General features: G+C 68.6%; 21 protein-coding genes. 18 read left to right on the top strand and 3 right to left on the bottom strand.

From position 1 onward, the window contains the following. Positions 1-60: 60 nt before the first annotated feature. From rpsA to galU, 7 genes are all read left to right on the top strand, one after another. Positions 61-1,752: a 30S ribosomal protein S1 gene (gene rpsA, locus QE438_RS04685; protein ID WP_306992160.1), complete on the top strand. Its 1,692-nt coding sequence runs from the start codon at positions 61-63 to the stop codon at positions 1,750-1,752. Positions 1,753-1,833: 81 nt separating this feature from the next. Continuing rightward, positions 1,834-2,142, top strand: a complete 309-nt coding sequence (locus QE438_RS04690) for an integration host factor subunit beta (RefSeq protein WP_130518672.1) — start codon at positions 1,834-1,836, stop codon at positions 2,140-2,142. Between the two features lie 109 nt (positions 2,143-2,251). Beyond that, positions 2,252-2,533, top strand: a complete 282-nt coding sequence (locus QE438_RS04695) for a LapA family protein (protein WP_306992158.1) — start codon at positions 2,252-2,254, stop codon at positions 2,531-2,533. Between the two features lie 6 nt (positions 2,534-2,539). Continuing rightward, entirely contained in the window at positions 2,540-3,718 is a 1,179-nt protein-coding gene (gene lapB / locus QE438_RS04700; protein WP_130518668.1) for a lipopolysaccharide assembly protein LapB, read from the top strand. Continuing rightward, positions 3,718-4,689: a glycosyltransferase family 4 protein gene (locus QE438_RS04705; protein WP_306992156.1), complete on the top strand. Its 972-nt coding sequence runs from the start codon at positions 3,718-3,720 to the stop codon at positions 4,687-4,689. Before lapB ends, QE438_RS04705 begins: the two co-directional genes overlap by 1 nt. A 7-nt stretch (positions 4,690-4,696) precedes the next feature. Beyond that, positions 4,697-6,607, top strand: coding sequence for a nucleoside-diphosphate sugar epimerase/dehydratase (locus QE438_RS04710; RefSeq protein WP_130518666.1), 1,911 nt, complete (start codon positions 4,697-4,699; stop codon positions 6,605-6,607). Then, positions 6,604-7,503, top strand: coding sequence for a UTP--glucose-1-phosphate uridylyltransferase GalU (gene galU, locus QE438_RS04715; RefSeq protein WP_130518664.1), 900 nt, complete (start codon positions 6,604-6,606; stop codon positions 7,501-7,503). The genes QE438_RS04710 and galU overlap by 4 nt, the downstream gene beginning before the upstream one ends. Before the next feature lie 232 nt (positions 7,504-7,735). On the opposite strand, the gene QE438_RS04720 is transcribed toward galU, so the two are convergent. The 3 genes from QE438_RS04720 to QE438_RS04730 form a co-directional block, all read right to left on the bottom strand. Continuing rightward, positions 7,736-8,944 (bottom strand): acetyl-CoA C-acyltransferase, encoded by a 1,209-nt coding sequence (locus QE438_RS04720; RefSeq protein WP_306992154.1) that lies wholly within the window; start codon positions 8,942-8,944, stop codon positions 7,736-7,738. Positions 8,945-9,107: 163 nt separating this feature from the next. Beyond that, positions 9,108-11,528 (bottom strand): 3-hydroxyacyl-CoA dehydrogenase/enoyl-CoA hydratase family protein, encoded by a 2,421-nt coding sequence (locus QE438_RS04725; RefSeq protein WP_306992152.1) that lies wholly within the window; start codon positions 11,526-11,528, stop codon positions 9,108-9,110. Between the two features lie 28 nt (positions 11,529-11,556). After that, entirely contained in the window at positions 11,557-12,189 is a 633-nt protein-coding gene (locus QE438_RS04730) for a TetR family transcriptional regulator (RefSeq protein WP_130518658.1), read from the bottom strand. 217 nt (positions 12,190-12,406) lie between these two features. Here QE438_RS04730 and ndk point away from each other — a divergent pair, with 217 nt between their 5' ends. The 11 genes from ndk (at position 12,407) to QE438_RS04785 (ending at position 23,266) form a co-directional block, all read left to right on the top strand. Continuing rightward, positions 12,407-12,832 (top strand): nucleoside-diphosphate kinase, encoded by a 426-nt coding sequence (gene ndk / locus QE438_RS04735; RefSeq protein WP_130518656.1) that lies wholly within the window; start codon positions 12,407-12,409, stop codon positions 12,830-12,832. A gap of 7 nt (positions 12,833-12,839) precedes the next feature. After that, positions 12,840-14,051 (top strand): 23S rRNA (adenine(2503)-C(2))-methyltransferase RlmN, encoded by a 1,212-nt coding sequence (gene rlmN, locus QE438_RS04740; protein WP_306992149.1) that lies wholly within the window; start codon positions 12,840-12,842, stop codon positions 14,049-14,051. Continuing rightward, positions 14,038-14,856: a type IV pilus biogenesis/stability protein PilW gene (gene pilW, locus QE438_RS04745; RefSeq protein WP_130531312.1), complete on the top strand. Its 819-nt coding sequence runs from the start codon at positions 14,038-14,040 to the stop codon at positions 14,854-14,856. The genes rlmN and pilW overlap by 14 nt, the downstream gene beginning before the upstream one ends. Beyond that, on the top strand, positions 14,856-15,722 hold the full coding sequence (locus QE438_RS04750) for a helix-turn-helix domain-containing protein (RefSeq protein ID WP_130518813.1): 867 nt from the start codon (positions 14,856-14,858) through the stop codon (positions 15,720-15,722). Before pilW ends, QE438_RS04750 begins: the two co-directional genes overlap by 1 nt. A 61-nt stretch (positions 15,723-15,783) precedes the next feature. Beyond that, positions 15,784-16,425: a tetratricopeptide repeat protein gene (locus QE438_RS04755; protein ID WP_286577545.1), complete on the top strand. Its 642-nt coding sequence runs from the start codon at positions 15,784-15,786 to the stop codon at positions 16,423-16,425. Continuing rightward, positions 16,425-17,612, top strand: coding sequence for an outer membrane protein assembly factor BamB (gene bamB / locus QE438_RS04760; RefSeq protein WP_130522458.1), 1,188 nt, complete (start codon positions 16,425-16,427; stop codon positions 17,610-17,612). Before QE438_RS04755 ends, bamB begins: the two co-directional genes overlap by 1 nt. Positions 17,613-17,775: 163 nt before the next feature. Beyond that, on the top strand, positions 17,776-19,176 hold the full coding sequence (gene der / locus QE438_RS04765) for a ribosome biogenesis GTPase Der (protein ID WP_130518646.1): 1,401 nt from the start codon (positions 17,776-17,778) through the stop codon (positions 19,174-19,176). A 4-nt stretch (positions 19,177-19,180) separates the two neighbouring features. Continuing rightward, positions 19,181-20,395 (top strand): gephyrin-like molybdotransferase Glp, encoded by a 1,215-nt coding sequence (glp, locus tag QE438_RS04770; protein ID WP_306992144.1) that lies wholly within the window; start codon positions 19,181-19,183, stop codon positions 20,393-20,395. A gap of 213 nt (positions 20,396-20,608) precedes the next feature. Continuing rightward, positions 20,609-21,703: a molybdopterin-synthase adenylyltransferase MoeB gene (gene moeB, locus QE438_RS04775; RefSeq protein ID WP_306992142.1), complete on the top strand. Its 1,095-nt coding sequence runs from the start codon at positions 20,609-20,611 to the stop codon at positions 21,701-21,703. An 82-nt stretch (positions 21,704-21,785) separates the two neighbouring features. After that, the gene (locus QE438_RS04780; protein WP_306992140.1) at positions 21,786-22,049 is read left to right on the top strand and encodes a hypothetical protein; all 264 of its coding nucleotides are present in this window, start codon (positions 21,786-21,788) and stop codon (positions 22,047-22,049) included. Beyond that, on the top strand, positions 22,046-23,266 hold the full coding sequence (locus QE438_RS04785; protein WP_307184011.1) for a low temperature requirement protein A: 1,221 nt from the start codon (positions 22,046-22,048) through the stop codon (positions 23,264-23,266). Before QE438_RS04780 ends, QE438_RS04785 begins: the two co-directional genes overlap by 4 nt. Positions 23,267-23,309 lie beyond the last annotated feature (43 nt).

Here is a 23,309-nt window from a genome sequence, read left to right on the forward strand (position 1 = left end):
CAGGGGCGAGGCCGCGCAGGCGGTGAGCACCTGTCCGTGTGTCCAACTGAGTAATCAACAATGACCGAATCATTTGCAGAACTGTTCGAGCAGAGCCAGACCCATCTGGCCAAGCTGAAGCCGGGCGCCATCGTCGTCGGCACCGTGGTCGAGGTGCGCAACGACGTGGTGGTGATCAACGCCGGCCTGAAGTCCGAAGGCATCGTGCCGATCGAACAGTTCCGTAACGACGCCGGCGAGATCGACGTGGGTGTGGGCGACCAGGTGAAGGTCGCGCTCGACTCGCTCGAGAACGGCTTTGGCGAAACCGTCCTGTCGCGCGAGAAGGCCAAGCGCGCCATGGTGTGGGACGAGCTGGAAGAAGCCCTGGAGAAGAACGAGACCATCACCGGCCGCATCAGCGGCAAGGTCAAGGGCGGCTTCACCGTCGACATCAAGGACGTGCGCGCGTTCCTGCCCGGTTCGCTGGTCGATGTGCGCCCCGTGCGCGATCCCGGCTACCTGGAAGGCAAGGAGCTGGAGTTCAAGCTCATCAAGCTGGACCGCAAGCGCAACAACGTGGTCGTTTCCCGCCGCGCCGTCGTCGAGTCCGAGCACTCCGAGGAGCGCGAGGCCCTGATGGACAAGCTGCAGGAAGGCGTGGTGCTGAAGGGTGTGGTCAAGAACCTCACCGACTACGGCGCGTTCGTCGACCTGGGCGGCATCGATGGCCTGCTGCACATCACCGACATGGCCTGGAAGCGCGTGCGCCATCCGTCCGAGGTGGTGGAAGTCGGCCAGGAGCTGGAAGTGCGCGTGCTCAAGTACGACCGCGAGCGCAACCGCGTCAGCCTGGGCCTGAAGCAGCTGGGCGAGGATCCGTGGGACAACATCGCCCGCCGCTATCCGTCCAACAGCCGCGTGTTCGGCAAGGTCTCCAACGTCACCGATTACGGCGCGTTCGTCGAGATCGAGCCGGGCGTGGAAGGCCTGGTGCACGTGTCCGAGATGGACTGGACCAACAAGAACGTCAACCCGTCCAAGGTCGTGCAGGTCGGTGACGAGGTCGAAGTCATGGTCCTGGACGTGGACGAAGAGCGTCGCCGCATCTCGCTGGGCATGAAGCAGGTCGCCGCCAATCCGTGGGAGACCTTCGCGGCCATCCACAAGAAGGGCGACAAGGTGTCCGGTCAGATCAAGTCGATCACCGACTTCGGCATCTTCATCGGCCTGGACGGCGGCATCGACGGCCTGATCCACCTGTCGGACATCAGCTGGAACTCGACCGGCGAGGACATCGCCCGCAATTTCAAGAAGGGCGACACGCTGGACGCCGTGGTGCTGGCCGTCGATCCGGAGCGCGAGCGCATCAGCCTGGGCGTCAAGCAGCTGGAGCAGGATCCGTTCGGCCAGTACATGGCCTCGCATCCGAAGGGCTCCAAGGTCGAAGGCACCGTCAAGGAAGTCGACGCCAAGGGCGCCACGATCGAGCTGGCCGACGGAATCGAGGGCTATGTCTCGGCCCGCGATATCAGCCACGATCGCGTGGACGATGCCAGCCAGCACCTGAAGGTCGGCGACAAGGTCGAGGCTAAGTTCATCGGCATGGACCGCAAGGGCCGCACGATGCAGCTGTCGATCAAGGCCAAGGACGAGGCGGAAACCGCAGAGGCGCTGGCCGAGTACAACAAGACCGCTGCCGAGGCCGCCACCGGTACCACCAGCCTGGGTGCGCTGCTGCGCGCTCAGCTGGACGGCGGCAAGTCCGAGTAATCCCGCAACACGCTTGAAAACCATGCCGGCCCGGTTCGCCCGGGCCGGCCATGGTCATGCCCAACGCGCACCCCGCAGCCGATGACGAAATCCGAACTGATCGAGATTCTGACCCGCCGACAGCCGCACCTGAAGCCGGACGACGTCGACCTGGCGGTCAAGTCGCTGCTGGAGATGATGGGAAGCGCGCTGACCCGCGGCGAGCGTATCGAGATCCGTGGCTTCGGCAGTTTTTCGCTGCATTACCGTCCGCCGCGCATGGGGCGCAACCCCAAGACCGGCGACGCCGTGGCCCTGCCGGCCAAGCATGTCCCGCATTTCAAGCCGGGCAAGGAGCTGCGCGAACGCGTCAGCACCGTGGCCCCGATCGAAGAAATCGGCAGCGACTAGCGCGCCACTCGCGCCGTAGCGTCGCTTCCGCAACAAGGGCTTACGCCCAGCCTTCCCCAGCTGGCTGCCTCGGCTAAGCTAGGCGCCATTCGCCTCCTGGAGGGATCCCATGAATATCGTTCGCCTGGTCATTGCCCTGGTCTGTCTGGCCATCGGGCTCATCATCGGCATCCTCAATACCCAGCCCATCACGCTCAACCTGCTGGTCACGCAGATCTCCACCGGCTCGGGCGCGGCCATCATCGTCTCACTGCTGGCCGGCGTGTGCATCGGCGCGCTGATCGTGCTGGCCACCGTGGCCTGGCCGCTGTACGCACGCCTGCGCAAGGCCGGTCGCGTCAGCGCCCCTGCCACGCGTAACGACGCGGTGCCGCCGGGTCCGGGAGTCTGACCCCCGATGGAATTCCTCGACCAGTGGTTCTGGTTCATCCTGTTCGTGCCGCTGGCGGCACTGGTGGGTTGGGTGATCGGCCGTCGTGGTGGCCAGCGCCACAACGTCACCCAGGTCAGCCACCTGTCCAGCACGTACTTCCGCGGCCTGAACTATCTGCTCAACGAGCAGAACGACAAGGCCATCGAGCTGTTCCTGCATGTGGCCGAGCTGGACAAGGAGACCTTCGAGACGCAGGTCGCCCTGGGTCACCTGTTCCGCCGCCGCGGTGAGGTCGATCGCGCCATCCGCCTGCACCAGGGGCTGGTCCAGCGCAACGACCTGACCGACGCGCAGCGCGTGCAGGCCCTGCTGGCTCTGGGCGAGGACTACATGCGCTCGGGCCTGCTCGACCGCGCCGAAACGGTATTCACCGACCTGGCGCGCATCGACCAGCGCGCCCCGCAGGCGCTGCGTCACCTGATCAGCATCTACCAGGCCGAACGCGACTGGGAGAAGGCGATCGACAACGCCACGCGCTATGAGGAAGTCACCGGCGAGCCGATGGGCAAGCTGGTGGCGATGTTCCAGTGCGAGCTGGCTGAGCGCTATCGCACGGCCAACGATGTCGAGGCCGCGCGCGCCGCCGTCGCGCGCGCCTATCAGGCCGACGCCAAGAGCGTGCGCGCCGGAATTCTGGAGGGCCGTCTTGAGGTCGAGGCCGGCCACCCGGAGGCCGCGATCCGCGCCTTCGAGCGCGCCGCGCGCCACGACCCGGACTACCTGCCCGAAATCCTGCCTGGGCTGCTGGCCAGCTACGAGCAGGTGGGCGACGTGCCGGGCGCGCGCGCGTTTCTGTCGGAGATGTGCGAGCACTACCGCGGCATCGCGCCGGTGCTGGCGCTGACCCGGCTGGTCGAGCGTCACGATGGCCTGCACCAGGCGCGCGTCTACCTGGCGCGCCAGCTGAAGGATCGGCCTTCGGTGCGCGGCGAGGCGGCGCTGATCGACCTGACCCTGTCCGAGGGCACGGATGCGGACGCCACCCTGCACGACCTCAAGCACATCACCGACCAGCTGCTGGTGCGCAATCCCAGCTATCGCTGCACGCGCTGCGGCTTCGGCGCGCGTACCCACCACTGGCAATGCCCGAGCTGCAAGGAGTGGGGCACGGTCAAGCCGCTGCTGAACTACGCCGTCGTCTGATGCCGGTACTGGCCTATGGCGTGGGTCTGGCCGCGCTTGCCGCGCTCCTGACCTGGTTGACGCGCCTCTACGCGCTGCGGCGCGGGCTGATGGATGCGCCGGGCGAGCGGCGCAGTCATCAGATCGCCACCCCACGCGGCGGCGGGATCGCCATCGTGACGGTCGTGCTGCTGGGCTGCGTCTGGCAGGCCTGGAACGCGGACGCCGGGCAGGGCACGCCCATCGTCTTGTTCGCGGTGGGTCTCGCCCTGGTCGCAGGCATCGGCTGGCTGGACGACCATCGCCCGCTTTCGGCGCGGCTGCGCTTCTCCATCCACCTGATCGCGGCCGCGCTGCTGGCGATCGCGCTGTGGCGGCTGGGGTATGCATTTTGGCTGGTCGTGGCCGGCTTCGTCCTGGCCGCCAGCCTGATCAACATCTGGAATTTCATGGACGGCATCAACGGGCTGGCGGCGAGCCAGGCCGCGATCGCCGCGGCCGGGTTCGCGCTGGTGTTGCCTTCTGGGTGGTCACTGTTGGCGCTGGCGCTGTGCGCGGGCTGTCTGGGTTTTCTCCCGTTCAACTTTCCGCGGGCGCGCATTTTCCTGGGAGATGTCGGCAGCGGCGCCTTGGGATACGCCTTGGCAGCGCTTACAGCGGTCGCAGCCGCGCAGGCTGCATCGCCGATCCTGGCGCTGCTGCCGCTGACCATGTTCAGCGTTGACGCGGGTTTCACCCTTTCACGTCGTGTACTGTCTCGCGAGCCGTGGTGGCAGCCGCATACCACGCACGCCTACCAGCGCACCGCCCGTCGTCTGGGGCATACCAGGGTGACAGCCGCTTGTGCCATCTTCACGCTGACCGCTACGATCATGATGGTGATGTCATGGCACTGGGACGGATGGTCCGCCCTGGTGATCGCAGCAACTTGCTTTGCCTTCGCCTCATGGACTTGGGTGCGGCTGCAGGCCAGGACCGAATTCCAGGGATGAGGACTGCATGAAGAATTGGCGCTCGCGCCTCTCGGTCACCGTGCCGCGCGTGGCGATCGTGTGCCACGACCTGCTGATGGTGTGGCTGTGCTGGCACGGACTGCATTGGCTGCGTTACGCCATGGTGCCGGGCGCGCCGCCGCTGCCGTGGTGGTCCACCGAAAGCGCCATCGTCCTGATCGCGCAGGGCATCGTGTTCTGGCGCGTCGGCCTGTATCGCGGCCTGTGGCGCTTCGCCAGCGTCCCTGACCTGGCCAACATCTTTAAGGCGGGCCTGATCGGCCTGCTCGCCATCGCCATCTGCCTGGTGATCTACAACCGCATCGACGCGGTCTCGCGCGCGGCGCTGCTGCTGTACCCGTTCGGTCTTGTCGGCCTGCTCGGCCTGCCGCGGCTGCTCTATCGGGCCTGGAAGGACCATCAGGTCGCCGACGCGGTCGATGTGCGCGCTAAGCGCGTGCTGATCCTGGGCGCGGGCCGCGCCGCCGAGGCGCTGCTGCGCGACCTGCGCCGTAGTGGCGCCTGGGAGCCGGTCGGTCTGCTGGACGACGACGAGAAGCTGCAGGGCACCAAGCTGCGTGGCGTGCCGGTGCTGGGCAAGTTGGACGATGCCGCCAACATCGCGCGCGAAACCGCCGCGCGCCTGGTAGTGATCGCGATGCCCTCGCTGGACGCCTCGCAGATGCAGCGCGTGGTCGGCATCTGCGAGAACGCCGGGCTGCCGTTCCGCACGGTGCCGCGTCTGGTCGACATCCTGGAAGGCCGCTCGATGCCGGGCGAGCTGAAGGAGGTCGCGATCGACGACCTGCTCGGCCGCAAGCCGGTGACCCCGGACTGGAAGCTGATCCGCGGCTGGCTGGGTGGCCGCACGGTGCTGGTGACCGGCGCCGGTGGTTCGATCGGCTCGGAACTGTGCCGGCAGTGCGCCCGCCACGGTGCCGCCCGCATCGCGCTGATGGAAATCAGCGAATGGGCGCTGATCCGCTCGCACCAGGCGCTGACCAAGGCCTTCCCCGATCTGGAAGTGATCCCGTTCCTGGGCAACTGCGGCGATCCGGCGGCCATCCGCCGCGCGCTGGCCATCGTCCAGCCCGACGCGGTCTTCCACGCAGCCGCCTACAAGCACGTGCCGCTGCTCGAAGGCCAGCTGCGCGAGGCGATCCGCAACAACGTACTGGTGACCGAGACCATGGCGCGCGCCTGCCGCGAGGCCAAGGTCGGCACCTTCGTCTTCATTTCCACCGACAAGGCAGTGGACCCGGCCAACGTGCTGGGCGCCAGCAAGCGCCTGGCCGAGATGACCTGCCAGAGCCTGGACGAGCGGGGCGGCGGTACGCGTTTCACCACGGTGCGATTCGGCAACGTGCTGGACTCGGCCGGTTCGGTGGTGCCGCTGTTCCGCGAGCAGATCCGCACCGGCGGCCCGGTAACGGTGACCCATCCGGACGTCACCCGTTACTTCATGACCATCCCCGAGGCCTGCCAGCTGATCGTGCAGGCCGCCGCCAGCGCCGCGCACGCCTCGATCTACACGCTGGACATGGGCGAGCCGATCCCGATCCGCATCCTGGCCGAGCAGATGATCCGCCTGGCGGGCAAGCAGCCAGGGCGCGACATCGCCATCACCTATACCGGCCTGCGCCCCGGCGAGAAGCTGCACGAGACGCTGTTCCATGCCGAGGAGCTGTACCGGCCGACCGCGCATTCGAAGATCCTCGAGGCCCGCGCCCGCGACGTCTCGCTCGAGGCTGTCACGCGGGCATTGCAACAGCTGCGTCAAGCTGTCGCCGATTACGATGATGAAACCATGCGCCGCGTGCTGCATGCGGCGATCCCGGAGTTCATCCCGGCGCCGGAGCACGAGGCCATGAACACCGTCGTCCAATTCCCCACTCGAGAGGCCAGGAACCACCGATGACCCAACGTATTCGCAAGGCAGTCTTCCCCGTCGCCGGACTTGGCACGCGCTTCCTGCCGGCCACCAAGACCGTGCCGAAGGAGATGCTGCCGATCATCGACCGGCCGTTGATCCAGTACGCCGTCGATGAGGCGGTCGAGGCCGGTTGCGATACGTTGATCTTCGTCACCAACCGCTACAAGCACGCCATTGGCGATTACTTCGACAAGGCCTACGAGCTCGAGCACCGCCTGGAGCAGTCCGGCAAGCACGAGCTGCTGGAGAAAGTGCGCAAGCCGCTGCCCGACGGCGTGCGCGCGATCTTCGTCACCCAGCCCGAGGCGCTGGGCCTGGGCCATGCGGTGCTGTGCGCCAAGCCGATCGTGGGCGAGGAACCGTTCGCGGTGATGCTGCCGGACGATCTCATCGTCAACCGCAGCGGCGCCGGCGCGCTCAAGCAGATGGCCGATGCCCATGAGGCCACCGGCGCCAGCCAGATCGCGGTGCAGGACGTCGCCCCGGACAAGACAGATAGCTACGGCATCGTGGCCACCGAGGCGTTCAACGACCGCAGCGGCAAGATCACCGCCATGGTGGAGAAGCCCAAGCCGGCCGATGCGCCGAGCAACCTGGGCGTGGTCGGCCGTTACGTGCTCGATGGCAGCATCTTCAAGCTGCTGGAAGCCACCAAGCCGGGCGCCGGCGGCGAGATCCAGCTGACCGATGCGATCGCCACGCTGCTCCAGCAGAAGCCGGTGCACGCCTACCGCTTCAAGGGCACGCGCTTCGACTGCGGCGCGCACATCGGCCTGGTCGAGGCGACCATCAGCTACGCCCTGCACAGCGAGAAGATCGGCGAAGCGGCGGCCAAGGCGATGCGCGAAGCGCTCAAGGAACTGGGTGTGCGCGAGGACTGAGTCCGTTACGCGCGGGCTAGCTCCGATGAAGAAGAAGGCGGCCATGGGCCGCCTTCTTCGTTTCCAGACCCGGAAGCCTCCAGCGGGGCTCGGGCCGACGATCTCACCAGCGCAATGTTCCCTGCGAACAACACCGAACCCCATCACCGCCGCTGATCACTAGTGCTCACCTTGCACGGCTGCCACTAGTGCCTACGGCGGTGTCGTCGGACGAGGCATACCTCCGCCAGTCTCAAAGCGCTTCGAAGATGCCCGCCGCGCCCATGCCGGTGCCGATGCACATGGTCACCATGCCGTACTTCTGCTGGCGGCGGCGCAGGCCGTGGACGATGGTCGCGGTGCGGATGGCACCGGTCGCGCCCAGCGGGTGGCCCAGGGCGATGGCGCCGCCCAGCGGGTTGACCTTGGACGGGTCGAGCTCGCTGTCGCGGATCACGGCCAGCGACTGCGCGGCGAAGGCCTCGTTGAGCTCGATCCAGTCCAGCTGGTCCTTGGTCAGGCCGGCCTGCTTGAGCGCCTTGGGGATCGCCGCGATCGGGCCGATGCCCATCACTTCCGGGCGCACGCCGGCCACGGAGAAGCTGACGAAGCGCGCCAGCGGGGTCAGCCCGTAGTCCTTGATCGCCTGCTCGGAGGCCAGCAGCACCGCACCGGCGCCGTCGCTCATCTGCGAGGAGTTGCCGGCCGTGACGCTGCCGCCGAACTGGCCGTTGCGGAACACCGGGCGCAGCTTGGCCAAGCCTTCCAGCGAACTGTCCGGGCGCGGGCCTTCGTCGTGTTCCACCCGCAGCTTGCGCAGGGCGATGGTGTTGCCGTCGACGAGATTGGGCTGGTAGGAGTGGATCTCGTACGGGGTGATCTCGGAGGCGAACTCGCCGGCCTGGATCGCGGCGATGGCCTTCTGGTGCGACGCCAGGGCGAAGGCGTCCTGCTCCTCGCGCGAGACCTTCCATTCCTCGGCCACCTTCTCGGCGGTGATGCCCATGCCGTAGGCGATGGCGACGTGGTCGTCCTTGAACACCGACGGCGACAGGGCGATCTTGTTGCCCATCATCGGCACCATCGACATCGACTCGGTGCCGCCGGCCAGCATCAGGTCGGCATTGCCCAGGCGGATCTGGTCGGCCGCCAGCGCCACGGCCTGCAGGCCGGAGGAGCAGAAGCGGTTGATGGTCTGGCCGGCCACGGTGTTGGGCAGGCCGGCCAGCAGCACGCCGATGCGCGCCACGTTCATGCCTTGCTCGCCCTCGGGCATGGCGCAGCCGATGATGGCGTCGTCGATGCGGCCCAGGTCGATGCCCGGCGCCTGTGCGACCACGGCCTTGAGCACGTGGGCGAGCATGTCGTCGGGACGGGTGTTGCGGAACATGCCCTTGGGCGCCTTGCCGACCGGCGTGCGGGTGGCGGCGACGATGTAGGCGTCCTGGATCTGCTTGGTCATTTGGCTTTCTCCGAGAGCCGGGATTGGAGATTCGGGAGTGGGGATTCGTTGGAGCGGATCCTGGTGTCCGAATGCATCTGCCCGGCGGATGAATTTGTTGGAGGCGAGAGTGGTTGGGTATGGAGACTCGCTTTTACGAATCCCCAATCCCAAATCCCCAATCTCAGTTCCTAAGCGGCTTGCCCGTCTTGAGCATGTGCCCAATCCGCGCCTGGGTCTTTTCCTGCTGGGCCAGTTCGACGAAGTGGCGACGCTCCAGCCTGAGCAGCCAGTCCTCGTCCACCACCGCGCCGCGATCCACCTCGCCGCCGCACAGCACGGTGGCGATGCGGGTGGCGATCTCGCAGTCGTATTCGCTGATGAAGCGGCCTTCCAGCATGTTGACCAGCATCATCTTGAAGGTGGCGATACCGACGTCGCCGGCGACCTGGATGCGGCGCGCGGGCAGGGGCGGGCGATAGCCGGACTCGGCCAGCGCCGCCGCCTCGTTCTTGGCGATGTACAGCGACTCGTAGGCGTTGAACACGATCTTGTCGGTCGGACGCAGCAGGCCCAGCTCCTGGGCATTGACGGCCGAGTTGGAGACCTTGGCCATGGCGATGGTCTCGAAGGTCTTCTTCAGCTCGGCGAACACATCGCCGCCAGGCCCGGCGGCCGCCGAGGCGCGCGCGGCCAGTTCCTTCAGGCCGCCGCCGGCGGGCAGCAGGCCCACGCCGGCCTCGACCAGGCCGATATAGCTCTCCAGCCCGGCCACGGTCTTGGCGCTGTGCATCTGGAACTCGCAGCCACCGCCCAGGGCCAGGCCGCGCACGGCGGCCACGACCGGCACCAGCGAATACTTGATGCGCTGACTGGTGGCCTGGAAGTTGGCGACCATCGCCTCGAACTCGGCGATCTTGCCCGCCTGCAGCGCGCCCAGGGCACCGGCCAGATCGGCACCGGCGGAGAAGGGCTCCTTGGGCTGCCAGATCACCAGACCCTTGAAGTCGCGCTCGGCGCGGCCGACGGCTTCCTGCAGCCCGTCCAACACCTGGTCCGAGACGGTGTGCATCTTGGTCTTGAAGCTGACCACGGCGACATCGTCGCCGTCGTGCCACAGGCGCACGCCGTCGTTCTCGTACACCGTCTCGCCCCGCGGGTACTGCTCGCCCAGCACCGGATCGGGGAAGCGCTGGCGCTTGTAGACCGGCAGCGCCGAGCGCGGCAGCTTGGCGTCCTTGGCCGGGCTGTAGGAGCCTTCCGCACCGTGCACGCCGTCGCGGCCGTCGAACACCCAGTTCGGCAGCGGCGCGCTGCTCATGCTCTTGCCGGCGGCGATGTCGTCGGCGATCCACTGCGCCACCTGCTTCCAGCCGGCGGCCTGCCAGGTCTCGAACGGGCCCAGCGACCAGCCGTAGCCCCAGCGGATGGCCAGGTCCACATCGCGCGCAGTCTCGGCGATATCGGCCAGGTGGTAGGCGCTGTAGTGGAACAGGTCGCGGAACGTAGCCCACAGGAACTGGGCCTGCGGGTGCTGGCTCTCGCGCAGCTTGGCGAACTTCTCGGCCGGGTTCTTGATCTTCAGGATCTCGACCACTTCCGGCGCGGCGCCACGGTCGGCCGTGCGGTAGGCACCTGCGGATCCCTCCGCAGAAGCCTGGCCATCCTTGGCCAGACTCTTCAATTGCTCCAGATCGAGCACCACGATGTCCTTGCCGACCTTGCGGAAGATGCCCGCGCCGGTCTTCTGGCCCAGCGCATCCTTGGCGATCAGCGCCTCCAGCCACTTGGGCGACTTGAAGAACGCATGCCACGGGTCGTCGGGCAGGGTGTCGGCCATGGTCTTGATGACATGGGCCATGGTGTCCAGGCCGACCACGTCGGAGGTGCGGTAGGTGGCCGACTTCGGCCGGCCGACCAGCGGACCGGTCAGGCCATCGACCTCGTCGAAGCCCAGGCCGAATTCCTGGGTGTGGTGGATGGTGGACAGGATCGAGAACACGCCGATGCGGTTGCCGATGAAGTTCGGCGTGTCCTTGGCATAGACCACGCCCTTGCCCAGCGTGGTGACCAGGAAGCTCTCCAGGCCCTCGAGCACCGCCTTGTCGGTGCCCTTGGCCGGGATCAGCTCGGCCAGATGCATGTAGCGCGGCGGGTTGAAGAAGTGCACGCCGCAGAAGCGGTGGCGCAGCTGCTCGGGCAGCACCTCGGCCAGCTTGTTGATGCCCAGGCCCGAGGTGTTGGAGGCCAGCACGGCGTGGTCGGCCACGTACGGGGCGATCTTGGCGTAGAGGTCCTGCTTCCAGTCCATGCGCTCGGCGATGGCCTCGATGATCAGGTCGCAGCCGCGCAGCAAATCCAGGTCGCTACCGTAGTTGGCCGGGGTGATGGCCTCGGCCAGCCCCTTGGCCGCCAGCGGGGCGGGGGAGAGCTTGCCCAGGTTGGCGATGGCCTTGAGCACGATGCCGCTGGCCGGCCCCTCCTTGGCGGGCAGGTCGAACAGGATCGTGTCCACGCCCGCATTGGTCAGGTGGGCCGCGATCTGCGCGCCCATCACGCCGGCGCCGAGCACGGCGGCGCGGCGTACAAGCAGTTTCTCAGACATATTCAACAAACCTTTGTTTTGATTGAAATTACGCTTGGACGCTGCCGGCGCGGAAGCCGGCCTCGGCGAAGCGGATGAGTTCACGGGCGGCCAGTTCACGATGCGCCGCTTCGGTGACGCCGGCGGGACGCTTGATCAGGCCAAAGTCGGCCATGGCATAGGTCAGGGCGCCGGCCAGGAAGTCCAGGCGCCAGTACAGCTCCTGCTTGCTCAGGCCCGGCAGGCAGGCGGCGATGGCCTTGGCGAACTCGCGCAGGACATGGCCGTAGTGGTCGGAGAGGAACTTGCGCAGGTTGTCGTTCTTCTCGGCGTAGGCGCGGGCGATCACGCGCACGAAGGCGCCGCCGCCCTGGCCGTCCTGGGCCATGGCCAGGGCCGGCTCGACGAAGGCGGCCAGGATGGGCTCCAGCTCGCCGGGCCGCTTGAGGGCCTGCTCCAGCTGGCCCAGGCGTGCGGCGGTCATCACGTCCATGCGCCGGCGGAAGACCTCGTTGACCAGGTTCTCCTTGGAGCCGAAGTGATAGTTGACCGCGGCGATGTTGACGTCGGCCCGGGTGGTGACCTGGCGCAGGGAGGTGCCGGCGAAGCCATGCAGGGCGAACAGCTCCTCGGCGGCGCCGAGAATGCGGTCCTTGGTCGAGAACTGGGTGCCGGTGACCATGCGAACGGGGGCTCTGAATCAAACGCTTGTTTGAGTTTGCGCCGAGCCCGATCCCGATGTCATGTTGCACTGCGTCAAAGACGCCTGCGGACAGATGCAAGTGGCATTGCAATCCGTTAGAATTGCCGCAGAAATCAAATTCAAGCCCGCGTTTCCACGCGGGTTTTTTCTTAAGCCAACTTGGGTCGACCCTGGCCCCGAACTTCGGAGAACTCTCATGGCGCTGGAGCGCACCCTGTCCATCATCAAGCCCGACGCCGTCGCCAAGAACGTCATCGGCGAGATCTATGCCCGCTTCGAGAAGGCCGGCCTGAAGATCGTGGCCGCCAAGTACAAGCAGCTGTCGCGCCGCGAGGCCGAGGGCTTCTACGCCGTGCACAAGGACCGCCCGTTCTTCAACGCGCTGGTCGAGTTCATGATCTCCGGCCCGGTGATGATCCAGGCGCTGGAAGGCGAGAACGCCGTGGCCGCGCACCGCGAGCTGCTGGGCGCCACCAATCCGAAGGACGCTGCGCCGGGCACCATCCGCGCCGACTTCGCCGATTCGATCGACGCCAACGCCGCCCATGGCTCGGACTCGCTGGAGAACGCGGCGATCGAAGTGGCGTACTGGTTCGCCGCCACCGAAGTGGTCTCGCGCTGAGCCTTCGATGAGCCAGATCGCGCCGATTCCCAGCGTGACCAACATCGGCGAGCCGCTCGCCGGTGCGCCGGCGCGCAAGCAGAATCTGCTCGACCTGGACCGGGCGGGCCTGGAGCGCTTCTTCGAGGAGACCCTCGGCGAGAAGCGCTACCGCGCCCATCAGGTGATGAAGTGGATCCATCACCGCTACGTCACCGACTTCGACGGCATGACCGACCTGGGCAAGCCGCTGCGCGCCAAGCTGCAGCAGCACGCCGAGGTGGTGGTGCCGAACGTGGTGTTCGACAAGCCCTCCGCCGACGGCACGCACAAGTGGCTGCTGTCGATGGGCGCCGATGGCAAGAACGCCATCGAGACGGTCTACATCCCGGACAAGACCCGCGGCACGCTGTGCGTGTCCTCGCAGGTCGGTTGCGCGCTGAACTGCCAGTTCTGCTCGACCGCCACGCAGGGCTTCAACCGCAACCTGTCCACGGCCGAGATCATCGGCCAGGTCTGGGTGGCCGCGCGCCACCTGGGCAACGTGCCGGCGCAGATCCGTCGCCTCACCAACGTGGTGATGATGGGCATGGGCGAGCCGCTGGCCAATTTCGACAACGTCGTGCGCGCCATGAGCATCATGCGCGACGACCTGGGCTACGGCCTGGCCAGCAAGCGCGTGACGCTGTCCACCGCCGGCATGGTGCCGATGATCGACCGCCTCTCCACCGAGAGCGACGTGTCGCTGGCGGTCTCCCTGCACGCGGCGCAGGACGAGCTGCGCAGCCAGCTGGTGCCGCTCAACAAGAAGTACCCGGTCGAGCAGCTGATGGCCGCCTGCGCGCGCTACCTCAAGGCCAGCCCCAAGCGCGACTCGATCACCTTCGAGTACACCCTGATGAAGGGCGTCAACGACCAGCCCGAGCACGCCCGTTCGCTGGCGCGGCTGATGCGCCAGTTCGGCAACCAGATGCAGTCGCGCGAGGCGGGCAAGGTCAATCTGATCCCGTTCAATCCCTTCCCGGGCACGCGCTACGAGCGCTCGGACGAGGCGCAGATCCGCGCGTTCCAGAAGATCCTGCTCGATGCGCAGGTGCTGACGATGGTGCGCCGCACCCGCGGCGACGACATCGATGCGGCCTGCGGCCAGCTCAAGGGCCAGGTCATGGACCGCACCCGGCGCCAGGCCGAGTTCAACCGCCAGCTGCGCGAGCAGGGCCTGGGCGATGCGGCCGCATAACCTCCTGCTCGCCGGGCTGCTCGTGGCCGTGGCCGCGACCGGCTGCTCGCGGCTGACCTTCGTGCGGCCCAAGGGCGGGGTCAAGCCGGTGCAGACGCCGGCCAGCGACTATCACGTCAGCGACGACAAGGCCACGCGCAAGCGGATCGAGGAAAGCGAATCGCTGGGCATGGCCGAGCAGCGCCTGCGCGTGGGCGACCTGGACACCGCCGAGCGCGAGTCGAACAAGGTGCTGCGCGCCAATCCGAAGTCCGCCGCGGCCCACACCATCCTGGCCATCGTCGACGGCGCGCGCGGCGACACCAAGGGCGCCGGCGAGCACTATCGCCAGGCGGCCGAGCTGGCGCCGCAGGACGGCGGCATGATGAACAACTACGGGGCCTGGCTGTGCGCCAACGGCTATCCGGCCGAGGCGCTGGTCTGGTTCGACCGCGCCATCGCCGCGCCGGGCTATCCGACCCCGGCCGCGGCCCTGGCCAACGCCGGCGGCTGCGCCCTGCAGACCGGCCAGTACGAGCGGGTCGAGCGGGACCTGCGCAAGGCGCTGGCGCTGGACCCGAACAATGCCTATGCGCTGCTGTCGATGGCGCGCAACGAACACCGGATCGGCCACGACATGGACGCGCGCGCCTTCATCGAGCGGCGCATCGCGGCTGCACCCGTCGACGCAAGCGTGTTACAACTTGCGGCTGACATTGAGAACAGGCTTGGCGACAAGGCTGCCGCCGAGAGATATCGACAGCGTCTGCGGGCGGAGTTCCCACAAGCCGCTGCGGCAAGTCCCGGGGATAGTGCAAGACCATGATGGATCGCAACACGACCCAACCCGCATCCGGCGAAGCGCAGCAGGCGCAGATCGCCGCGCTGCTGCGCCAGGCGCGCGAGCAGCAGGGCATGACCGTCGCCCAGGCGGGCACCAGGCTCAAGGTGCCGGCCAGGGTGGTCGAGATTCTCGAATCCGGCCACTGGGAGGCGCTGGGCGCCCCGGTCTTCGTCCGCGGCCACGTGCGCAGCTACGCCCGCGCCCTGGGCGTGGACATCGGCGCCTACCTGGACCAGTCGCTGCTGCAGGCCGTGCGCCCGGTGGAACTGGTCAGCCGCACCCACACCCCGCGCTACCAGCGCGTGCTGGAGTCCACCGCGCGCCGCGCGGTGTATGTGGTGATCACGGTGTGCTTCTTCGCCGTGCCGTTCTGGCTGGTGGTCTCCAACAATTCGGGCAAGCCGGCACTGAAGACCGCCTCGCTGGACGAAGTGCCAAAGGCGATGGCGCCGCTGGCGCCCTCCAACGTCACCGCCGCCGCGCCCGTGGCCGCCCCGGCGCCCGCGCCGCAGGTCGAGCCGGACAACGCCCCGATCACCGCCTCGATGGCACCGCGCCTGACCCGTGAGACCCCGCCGGCCGCCGCCGCGCTGACGCTCACCTTCAGCGGCGACAGCTGGGTCGACGTGCAGGGCCCCGATGGCCAGAGTCTGGAGCGCGGCCTGCTCAAGGCCGGCCAGACGCGCAGCTTCCAGGCCGGGCAGGTGGCCCGGGTCAAACTGGGCAATGCGAACGCGGTTCAGGTTCAGCGAGCCGGGAGTACGGTGGACCTGACGCCGTATCAGCGGGCCAACGTGGCACGCTTTGCGGTATCCTCCGACGGATCACTCGCGCCGGTTCAGGACTGACCCGCGAGGGTCCACCTGTCGCAATTAGATGACCCCGCGCAATGGCGGGGCGAGAGTACGCATGGCAATCGATGACCTGCTGGACGAGCACGAGCAGAGTGAGCGCGTCCGCAATTGGCTCAAGAACAACGGCGCCGGGATTATCGGCGGTATCGCGCTGGGGCTGGCGCTGATCTTCGGATGGAAGTGGTACGGCCAGCACCGCGAGCAGCAGTCGCAGGCCGGCTATGCCAGCTACGCCGAGGCGGTCAAGGCCATCGGCGGCACCGATCTGAAGGCCGCGCAGGACAAGGTCGCCGCGCTGCAGAAGCACGACGCCGATTCGATCTACACCGAGCTGGCGCTGCTGCAGCTGGCCCAGGCGCAGGTCAAGGCCAAGCAGAACGACGCCGCGCTGGCGACGCTCAAGGCGGTCAAGGCCGATTCGCCGGTCAAGCCGTACGCCGACCTGCACGCCGCGCGCCTGCTTAATGCCGCGGGCAAGCAGGACGAGGCGATCAAGCTGCTGGCCTCCTACGACAGCGCCTCGGCGCTGGAAGTGCGCGGCGATGCGCTGGTCCTGGCGGGCAAGCGCGACCAGGCCCGCGAGACCTATCTGAAAGCCTTGACCAGCCTGGACGTGGCCTCGCCGCAGCGCCAGATGGTCGAAATCAAGCTCACCAACGCCGGCGGCACACCGCCCGGGTCCGCGGAGTCGATCTGATGAAAGTGGTTGTGAACATGAAGCGTGCGGCCGCCGTGGTCGCGCTGGTGGCGGTCCTGTCCGGTTGCAGCACGGTCAAGGGCTGGTTCACCGACGACAAGAAGGCCGCCGAGAAGGCCGCCACCGAGCCGGTCAAGCTGGAGAAGTTCGAGCCCAGCATCCAGATCGACAAGCTCTGGTCCACCAGCGTGGGCAAGGGCGAGAAGCTGCTCGGCGTGCGCGAGGGCCCGGCCGTGGCCGACGGCCACGTCTATGCCGCGGCGATCGAGGGCGGGGTCAAGGCGCTGGATCTGCAGACCGGCAAGGAGCTGTGGCACCACAAGATGAAGGACGAGCGCGTCTCGGCCGTCGGCGCCGGCGACGGGCTGGTGGTGGTCGGCACGCTGTCGGGCAAGCTCTTCGCGCTGGACCCGGCCACGGGCGAGGAGAAGTGGACCGCCAAGGCCAGCAACGAGATCATCGCCCCGCCGACCATCGGCCAGGGCAACGTGCTGGTGCACGCCAACGACGGCCAGGTGCTGTGCTTCCAGGTGACCGACGGCGTGCGCCGCTGGTTCTGGAACCGCGAGCAGCCGGCGCTGACGGTGCGCGGCAACGGCCCGGTCACGCTGGGCCCGGGCCTGGTGTTCGTGGGCAACGACGACGGCACCATGACCGCGCTGGCGCTCAACGACGGCCATGCGCTGTGGGACCAGACCGTGGGCCAGCCCGAGGGCCGCACCGAGCTGGACCGCATGGCCGACGTGGACGGGCCGCCGGTGATCGACGGCACCACGCTCTACGCCTCCAGCTACAAGAACGCGACCCTGGCCATCGACGGCCCCAGCGGCCGCCCGATGTGGAGCCGCGACAAGGGCGGCGTCGCCGGCCTCGGCCTGGCCCCGTCCAGTGTCGTGCTGTCGGACAAGGGCGGCGTGGTGTGGGCGCTGGACAAGACCAGCGGCGGTTCGCTGTGGTCCAACCAGAAGCTGCTGCGCCGCGCGCTGACCGCGCCGGCGGTGCAGGGCGACTACGCGGTGGTCGGCGATTACGACGGCTACGTGCACTGGCTGCGCCTGGACAACGGCGAGCTGGCCGCGCGCGAACGCGCCGGCGGCGACCCGATCCGCGCCACCCCGGTGGTCGCCGATGGCGTGCTGCTGGTCCAGAACATCGACGGCAAGCTGACCGCGTTCCGCATCAAGTAAGCCTTCCACGCAAGACCCACGGGGAGCCGGAACATGCGTCCGGCTCCCCGTTTTCGTATCCTGTGCCGCCTTCGCCGCGTGCCCATGGCCGCGCCGCCGGGTCCGCGCGGCGGGCCGCCGGCACCGGCCCCGCTCATTCTTCGCCTTCCAGGTCTGGTTTCCAATGCTGCCTCTCGTCGCCCTGGTGGGCCGCCCCAACGTGGGCAAGTCCACGCTGTTCAATGCGCTTACGCGCACCCGCGACGCGCTGGTGCACGACCAGCCCGGCGTGACCCGCGACCGCAACTACGGCGTTTGCCGGCTGCAGCCGGAGACCCCGTTCGTGCTGGTCGACACCGGCGGCATCGCCGGCGACGAGGAGGGCCTGGCCGGCGCCACCGCGCGCCAGTCGCGCGCTGCCGCGGCCGAGGCCGACCTGGTGCTGTTCATCGTCGATGCGCGCGAGGGCGCCTCGGCGCTGGATGACGAGATCCTGGCCTGGCTGCGCAAGACCGCGCGGCCGACCCTGCTGGTGCTCAACAAGATCGACGGCGTGGACGAGGAGGCCGCCCGCGCCGACTTCGCCCGCTACGGCTTCGCCGATGTGCTGACCCTCTCGGCCGCGCATCGCCAGGGCGTGGACGAACTGGTCGAGGAAGTGCTCGAACGCGTCCCGGCCGAGGGCGCCGGCGAACTGCTGGACGAAGACCCGCAGCGCATGCGCATCGCCTTCGTCGGCCGGCCCAACGTCGGCAAGTCCACGCTGGTCAATCGCCTGCTGGGCGAGGAGCGCATGATCGCCTCGGAGGTGCCGGGCACCACGCGCGACTCCATCGCAGTGGACCTGGAGCGCGAGGGCCGCCTGTACCGGCTGGTCGACACCGCCGGCCTGCGCCGCAAGGGCCGCGTGGACGAGGTGGTGGAGAAGTTCTCCATCGTCAAGACGCTGCAGGCCATCGAGCAGTGCCAGGTCGCGGTGCTGCTGCTGGACGCCAGCGAAGGCGTGACCGACCAGGACGCCAGCGTGCTGGGCGCGATCCTCGACGCCGGCCGCGCCCTGGTGGTGGCGGTCAACAAGTGGGACGGGCTGACCGACTACCAGCGCCAGCAGGCCGAACAGCTGCTCTCGCGCAAGCTGGGCTTCGTCGAATGGGCCGAGGCCGTGCGCATCTCGGCCAAGCACGGCTCGGGCCTGCGCGAGCTGTTCCGCGCCATCCACCGCGCGCATGCCTCGGCCACCAAGACCTTCAGCACCAGCGAGGTCAACACCGCGCTGGAGATCGCCTACGAGTCCAACCCGCCGCCGAGCATCCGCGGCCATGTCTCCAAGCTGCGCTACGTGCATCCGGGCGGCGAGAACCCGCCGACGTTCATCGTCCACGGCACGCGCCTGAAGGTGCTGCCCGAGTCCTACAAGCGCTACCTGGAGAACTTCTTCCGCAAGCGCTTCAAGCTGGTGGGGACGCCGGTGCGCTTCCTGTTCCGCGAGGGCGCCAACCCCTACGAGGGCAAGAAGAACGTGCTGACCGAGCGCCAGATCGCCAAGAAGAAGCGCCTGATCCGCCACGTCAAGCGCGGCAAGTAAGCCCATGACGTTCCCCACGCGCATCGACTACACGCAGGCGCTGGAGATCGTGGCGCGGATCGGGGCGCAGCATCGCGCGGCGCCGCAGCGGCTGGCGATCCAGCGCGTCGATGGCCGCGTGCTGGCGCAGGCGGTCGGCGCGGAGTTCCCGCTGCCGCCGTTCGACAACAGCCGCATGGACGGCTTCGCGGTGCGCAGCGCCGACCTCTCGCCCGAGGCGCCGACCACGCTGACGCTGGCCGGCGAGCAGTTCGCGGGACCCGAGGCCGGCCTGGTGCTGCAGCCCGGCCAGTGCGCGCGCATCACCACCGGCGCGCCGCTGCCGGGCGGCGCCGACGCGGTGGTCATGAAGGAGCGGGTCCAGGTCGATGGCGCGCGCGTCACGGTGCCGGCGGGGATTCAGGCGGGCCACGACATCCGCCGCGCCGGCGAGGACGTGCAGGCCGGCGCGCAGGTGCTGGAGGCCGGCCAGGTGCTGACCCCGGCGCGCGTGTCGCTGGCCGCCGCGCTCGGCCACGCCGATCTGGCGGTCTTTCCTAAGCCGACCGTGGCCGTGTTCTCCACCGGCGACGAACTGGTCGAGCCGGGCATGCCACTGGCGCCGGGGCAGATCTACGACAGCAACCGCGACCTGCTCATGGGCCTGCTGCGCCAGCTCGGCCTGGAGCCGGTCGCCTGGCCGCGCCTGCCCGACGATCCGCAGCGGGTGGAGACCGCGCTGCGCGATGCGGCCAGCGCGTTCGACCTGGTGATCACCGCTGGCGGGGTCTCGGCCGGCGAGCGCGATCTGCTGCCCGGGCTGCTGCAGGCGCAGGGTCAGGTGCATTTCTGGAAGGTGCGGATCAAGCCCGGCATGCCGGTGCTGTTCGGCGCGCTGGAGCGGGCCTTGATGCTCGGTCTGCCGGGCAATCCGGTCTCGGTGCTGGCGACCTTCCTGGCGCTGGGGCGGCCGCTGATCGATGCGTTGCAGGGCAGGGCGCAGCCGCGCCCGCGGTTCACCGCCTGCCTGGCCAGCGACTGGCGCAAGACGCACGATCGGCTGGAGTTCCTGCGCGGGCGGCTGCGCAGCAGCGAGACGGGCGTGCTGCTGGTCGAACCCAATCCGGCCGAGGCCTCGCACCAGCTGCGCGGGGCGGCCGACAGCGATGCGCTGATCGTGCTGGAGGCGGGGGAGCGGCACTATGCGGCGGGGACGCCGGTGACGGTGCTGCCCTACTGACAGCTGGGGGCGACCCTATCTGTAGAGCGGAGCTTGCTCCGCTGCTCTTCGCCCCGTCATGGGAAAGCCCCAGCGGAGCAAGCTCCGCTCTACAGGGAGGGCGCGATGTGATCGGAAGAGACGGCAGCTCTCACCGAGCATCGAGCAGGCGTGCGATCTACGCGCTCGGGGCGCCGATGCCGGCATGACACGGCGTCGACGATAATCCTGGGGATGAAGATCGAACTGCTCACGCCCGCGCAGGCGCGCGCGCGTCAGGCCGCCGGCGCGGTGCTGATCGATGTGCGCGAGGTACACGAACGCGCGCAGGGCCAGGCCGAAGGCGCGCTGGGCATCGAACGCGCCGTCCTGGAGGCCGCGCCGCGGACGCACCTGCCCGATCTGTCGCGCGAGGTCCTGCTGATCTGCCAGAGCGGGGCGCGCTCGCTCGCCGCCGCGCAGGCGTTGCTGGAGCGCGGCTATCTGCGCGTGGCCTCGGTCGAGGGCGGCACCACGCGCTGGATCGCCGACGGGCTGCCCCTGGTCATGCCGCTCGTTGACGCCGAGCAGGCGCGCTTCGCCGAGCGTTACTCGCGCCATCTGCTGCTTCCGGAAGTCGGCCCGGCCGGCCAGCAGCGCCTGCGCGATGCGCGCGTGCTGATCGTCGGCGCCGGCGGGCTGGGATCGCCGGCCGCCTATTATCTGGCGGCGGCCGGTGTGGGCCGGCTGCGCATCGCCGACGACGATGTGGTCGAGCGCAGCAACCTGCAGCGCCAGATCCTGCACGGCGAGGACCGCATCGGCCAGCCCAAGGTGAGCTCGGCGGCGCAGACGCTGCAGGCGCTCAATCCGGACATCGCCATCGACGCGGTGGCCGCACGCGTCACGGCCGACAACGTCGAGGCGCTGCTCGACGGCGTGGACGTGGTGATCGACGGCGCCGACAACTTCGCCACGCGCTATCTGCTCAACGACGCCTGCGTGCGCCACGCCAGGCCGCTGGTGTACGGCGCGGTGCAGCGCTTCGAAGGGCAGGTGAGCGTGTTTGACGCCGGGCGCCGGCGGGGCCAGGTGCCGTGCTATCGCTGCCTGTTCCCAGCGCCGCCGCCGCCGGCGCTGGCGCCGAACTGCGCGCAGGCCGGCGTGCTCGGCGTGCTGCCCGGCGTGATCGGCCTGCTGCAGGCGACCGAGGCGATCAAGCTGCTGCTGGGCCTGGGCGAATCGCTGGCCGGACGGCTGCTGGGCTTCGACGCGCTGGGCATGCGCTTCCACGAGCTGGCCCTGCCGCCGGACCCCGACTGTCCGGTGTGCGGCGCCGCAGCACCCTGAGGCGGCCGGCGAAGAGATGCGGCGTGCGCCCGCCTTGCGCTAACGTGCCGGCCATCCTCCTGCCCGAGACGCGCCGCACCCCATGCGTAGCCTGATCCTGATCGTGGCCGGGCTGCTGATCGCGCTCGGCGTCGTGCTGCGCATGCCGGCGCGCCTGCGCCGCCAGGGCGCGATCGGCTTCACCGTGCTGTGGCTGCTGGCGGTGCTGTGGAATCTGCGCACCGGCCTGGCGCACGGCTACACGCTGGAAGAAGAAGCGCCGATCCAGGCGCTGATCTTTCTCGTGCCGGTCGCGCTGGCCTGGGTGCTGGCGCTCAAGCTGCCGCGCCGCGGCGTCTGGCCATGAGCCACGGGCACGCACCCGTACGCGATGTCCCGGCCGCGACCACGCCGCATCCGCTGCTGCGCGTGCGCGATGGCAGTGAGGCCAAGGTCAGCTACGCCGAACTGTTCTTCGACCTGGTCTACGTGTTCGCCGTCACCCAGGTCTCGCACTTCCTGCTCGGGCATCTGACCGTGCTGGGGGCGGCCCAGGCGCTGCTGCTGTGGTTCGCGGTCTGGCTGGGCTGGCAGTACACCTGCTGGATGACCAACTGGTTCGACCCGGAGACCCGGCCGATCCGGGTGATGCTGTTCGCGCTGATGGGCGTGGGGCTGCTGTTCGCCGCCGCGCTGCCGGAGGCCTTCGGCGAGCGCGCTCTGCTGTTCGCCGGCTGCTATGCGGTCATGCAGGTGGGGCGAGCGCTGTTCCTGCGCCTGCAGCTGGGCGACCATCCTCTGGGGCCGAACTTCAGCCGCATCCTGGCCTGGGCCGTCCTGTGCGCGGCGCTGTGGATCGGCGGTGGCCTGGCCGAGCCGGGCTGGCGGCTGCTGCTGTGGGGCCTGGCGGTGGCGTGCGAGTACATCTCGCCGATGTTCGGCTTCCCCGTGCCCGGCCTGGGCCGGTCGGACAGCGCGCGCGAGTGGACCATCGAAGGCGGCCATCTGGTCGAGCGCTGCGCGCTGTTCGTGATCGTGGCCCTGGGCGAATCGATCCTGATCACCGGCGCCACGCTGGCCCATGCGCCGGCCTGGGACGCGGCGGAGATGATCGCCTTTGCCACGGCCTTCGTCGGCAGCCTGGCGATGTGGTGGCTGTACTTCAATATCGCCGTGCGCGATGCGACCGAGGTCATCGTCCAAGCCGACGATCCGGGCCGCTATGGCGCGCTGTTCCACTATCTGCATGTGGCCATCGTCGGCAGCGTCATCGTCACCGCGGTCGGCAACGATCTGATGATCGCCCATCCGCATGGCCACATGACGCTGGCCTTCGTGCTGGTGATGCTGGCCGGTCCCGGACTGTTCCTGGCGGGCAACGGGCTGTACAAGCGCGCGGTCTATGGACGCTTTCCGCTCTCGCATCTGATCGGGCTTGCGTTGCTGCTGCCGCTGGCGTGCCTGGCGCAGTCGCTGGGGCTGCTGTGGTTGAACGCGCTGACCACGGTGGTGCTGATCGTCACGGCGTCGCTGGAAACCGCCGCGCGTGGCGGCCCGCCTGACAAGCAGGTCAGCACACACTGATCCGCGACGGCGCACATTGCAGCGCTGACATGCGCCGTTAGAC

Origin of the sequence: Pseudoxanthomonas sp. SORGH_AS_0997 (assembly GCF_031453535.1) — a bacterium.
GTDB classification, from domain to species: domain Bacteria; phylum Pseudomonadota; class Gammaproteobacteria; order Xanthomonadales; family Xanthomonadaceae; genus Pseudoxanthomonas_A; species Pseudoxanthomonas_A winnipegensis.

Excerpts from the sequence above, each read along its gene's own strand:
- pilW (WP_130531312.1), top strand. The coding sequence starts at position 14,038 with ATGCGGCCGCATAACCTCCTGCTCGCCGGGCTGCTCGTGGCCGTGGCC.
- galU (WP_130518664.1), top strand. The coding sequence starts at position 6,604 with ATGACCCAACGTATTCGCAAGGCAGTCTTCCCCGTCGCCGGACTTGGC.
- QE438_RS04720 (WP_306992154.1), bottom strand. The coding sequence starts at position 8,944 with ATGACCAAGCAGATCCAGGACGCCTACATCGTCGCCGCCACCCGCACG.
- glp (WP_306992144.1), top strand. The coding sequence starts at position 19,181 with ATGACGTTCCCCACGCGCATCGACTACACGCAGGCGCTGGAGATCGTG.
- QE438_RS04780 (WP_306992140.1), top strand. The coding sequence starts at position 21,786 with ATGCGTAGCCTGATCCTGATCGTGGCCGGGCTGCTGATCGCGCTCGGC.
- QE438_RS04725 (WP_306992152.1), bottom strand. The coding sequence starts at position 11,528 with ATGTCTGAGAAACTGCTTGTACGCCGCGCCGCCGTGCTCGGCGCCGGC.
- QE438_RS04785 (WP_307184011.1), top strand. The coding sequence starts at position 22,046 with ATGAGCCACGGGCACGCACCCGTACGCGATGTCCCGGCCGCGACCACG.
- QE438_RS04710 (WP_130518666.1), top strand. The coding sequence starts at position 4,697 with ATGAAGAATTGGCGCTCGCGCCTCTCGGTCACCGTGCCGCGCGTGGCG.
- QE438_RS04730 (WP_130518658.1), bottom strand. The coding sequence starts at position 12,189 with ATGGTCACCGGCACCCAGTTCTCGACCAAGGACCGCATTCTCGGCGCC.
- lapB (WP_130518668.1), top strand. The coding sequence starts at position 2,540 with ATGGAATTCCTCGACCAGTGGTTCTGGTTCATCCTGTTCGTGCCGCTG.
- der (WP_130518646.1), top strand. The coding sequence starts at position 17,776 with ATGCTGCCTCTCGTCGCCCTGGTGGGCCGCCCCAACGTGGGCAAGTCC.
- QE438_RS04695 (WP_306992158.1), top strand. The coding sequence starts at position 2,252 with ATGAATATCGTTCGCCTGGTCATTGCCCTGGTCTGTCTGGCCATCGGG.
- bamB (WP_130522458.1), top strand. The coding sequence starts at position 16,425 with ATGAAAGTGGTTGTGAACATGAAGCGTGCGGCCGCCGTGGTCGCGCTG.
- rlmN (WP_306992149.1), top strand. The coding sequence starts at position 12,840 with ATGAGCCAGATCGCGCCGATTCCCAGCGTGACCAACATCGGCGAGCCG.
- ndk (WP_130518656.1), top strand. The coding sequence starts at position 12,407 with ATGGCGCTGGAGCGCACCCTGTCCATCATCAAGCCCGACGCCGTCGCC.
- QE438_RS04690 (WP_130518672.1), top strand. The coding sequence starts at position 1,834 with ATGACGAAATCCGAACTGATCGAGATTCTGACCCGCCGACAGCCGCAC.
- rpsA (WP_306992160.1), top strand. The coding sequence starts at position 61 with ATGACCGAATCATTTGCAGAACTGTTCGAGCAGAGCCAGACCCATCTG.
- QE438_RS04750 (WP_130518813.1), top strand. The coding sequence starts at position 14,856 with ATGGATCGCAACACGACCCAACCCGCATCCGGCGAAGCGCAGCAGGCG.
- QE438_RS04705 (WP_306992156.1), top strand. The coding sequence starts at position 3,718 with ATGCCGGTACTGGCCTATGGCGTGGGTCTGGCCGCGCTTGCCGCGCTC.
- moeB (WP_306992142.1), top strand. The coding sequence starts at position 20,609 with ATGAAGATCGAACTGCTCACGCCCGCGCAGGCGCGCGCGCGTCAGGCC.
- QE438_RS04755 (WP_286577545.1), top strand. The coding sequence starts at position 15,784 with ATGGCAATCGATGACCTGCTGGACGAGCACGAGCAGAGTGAGCGCGTC.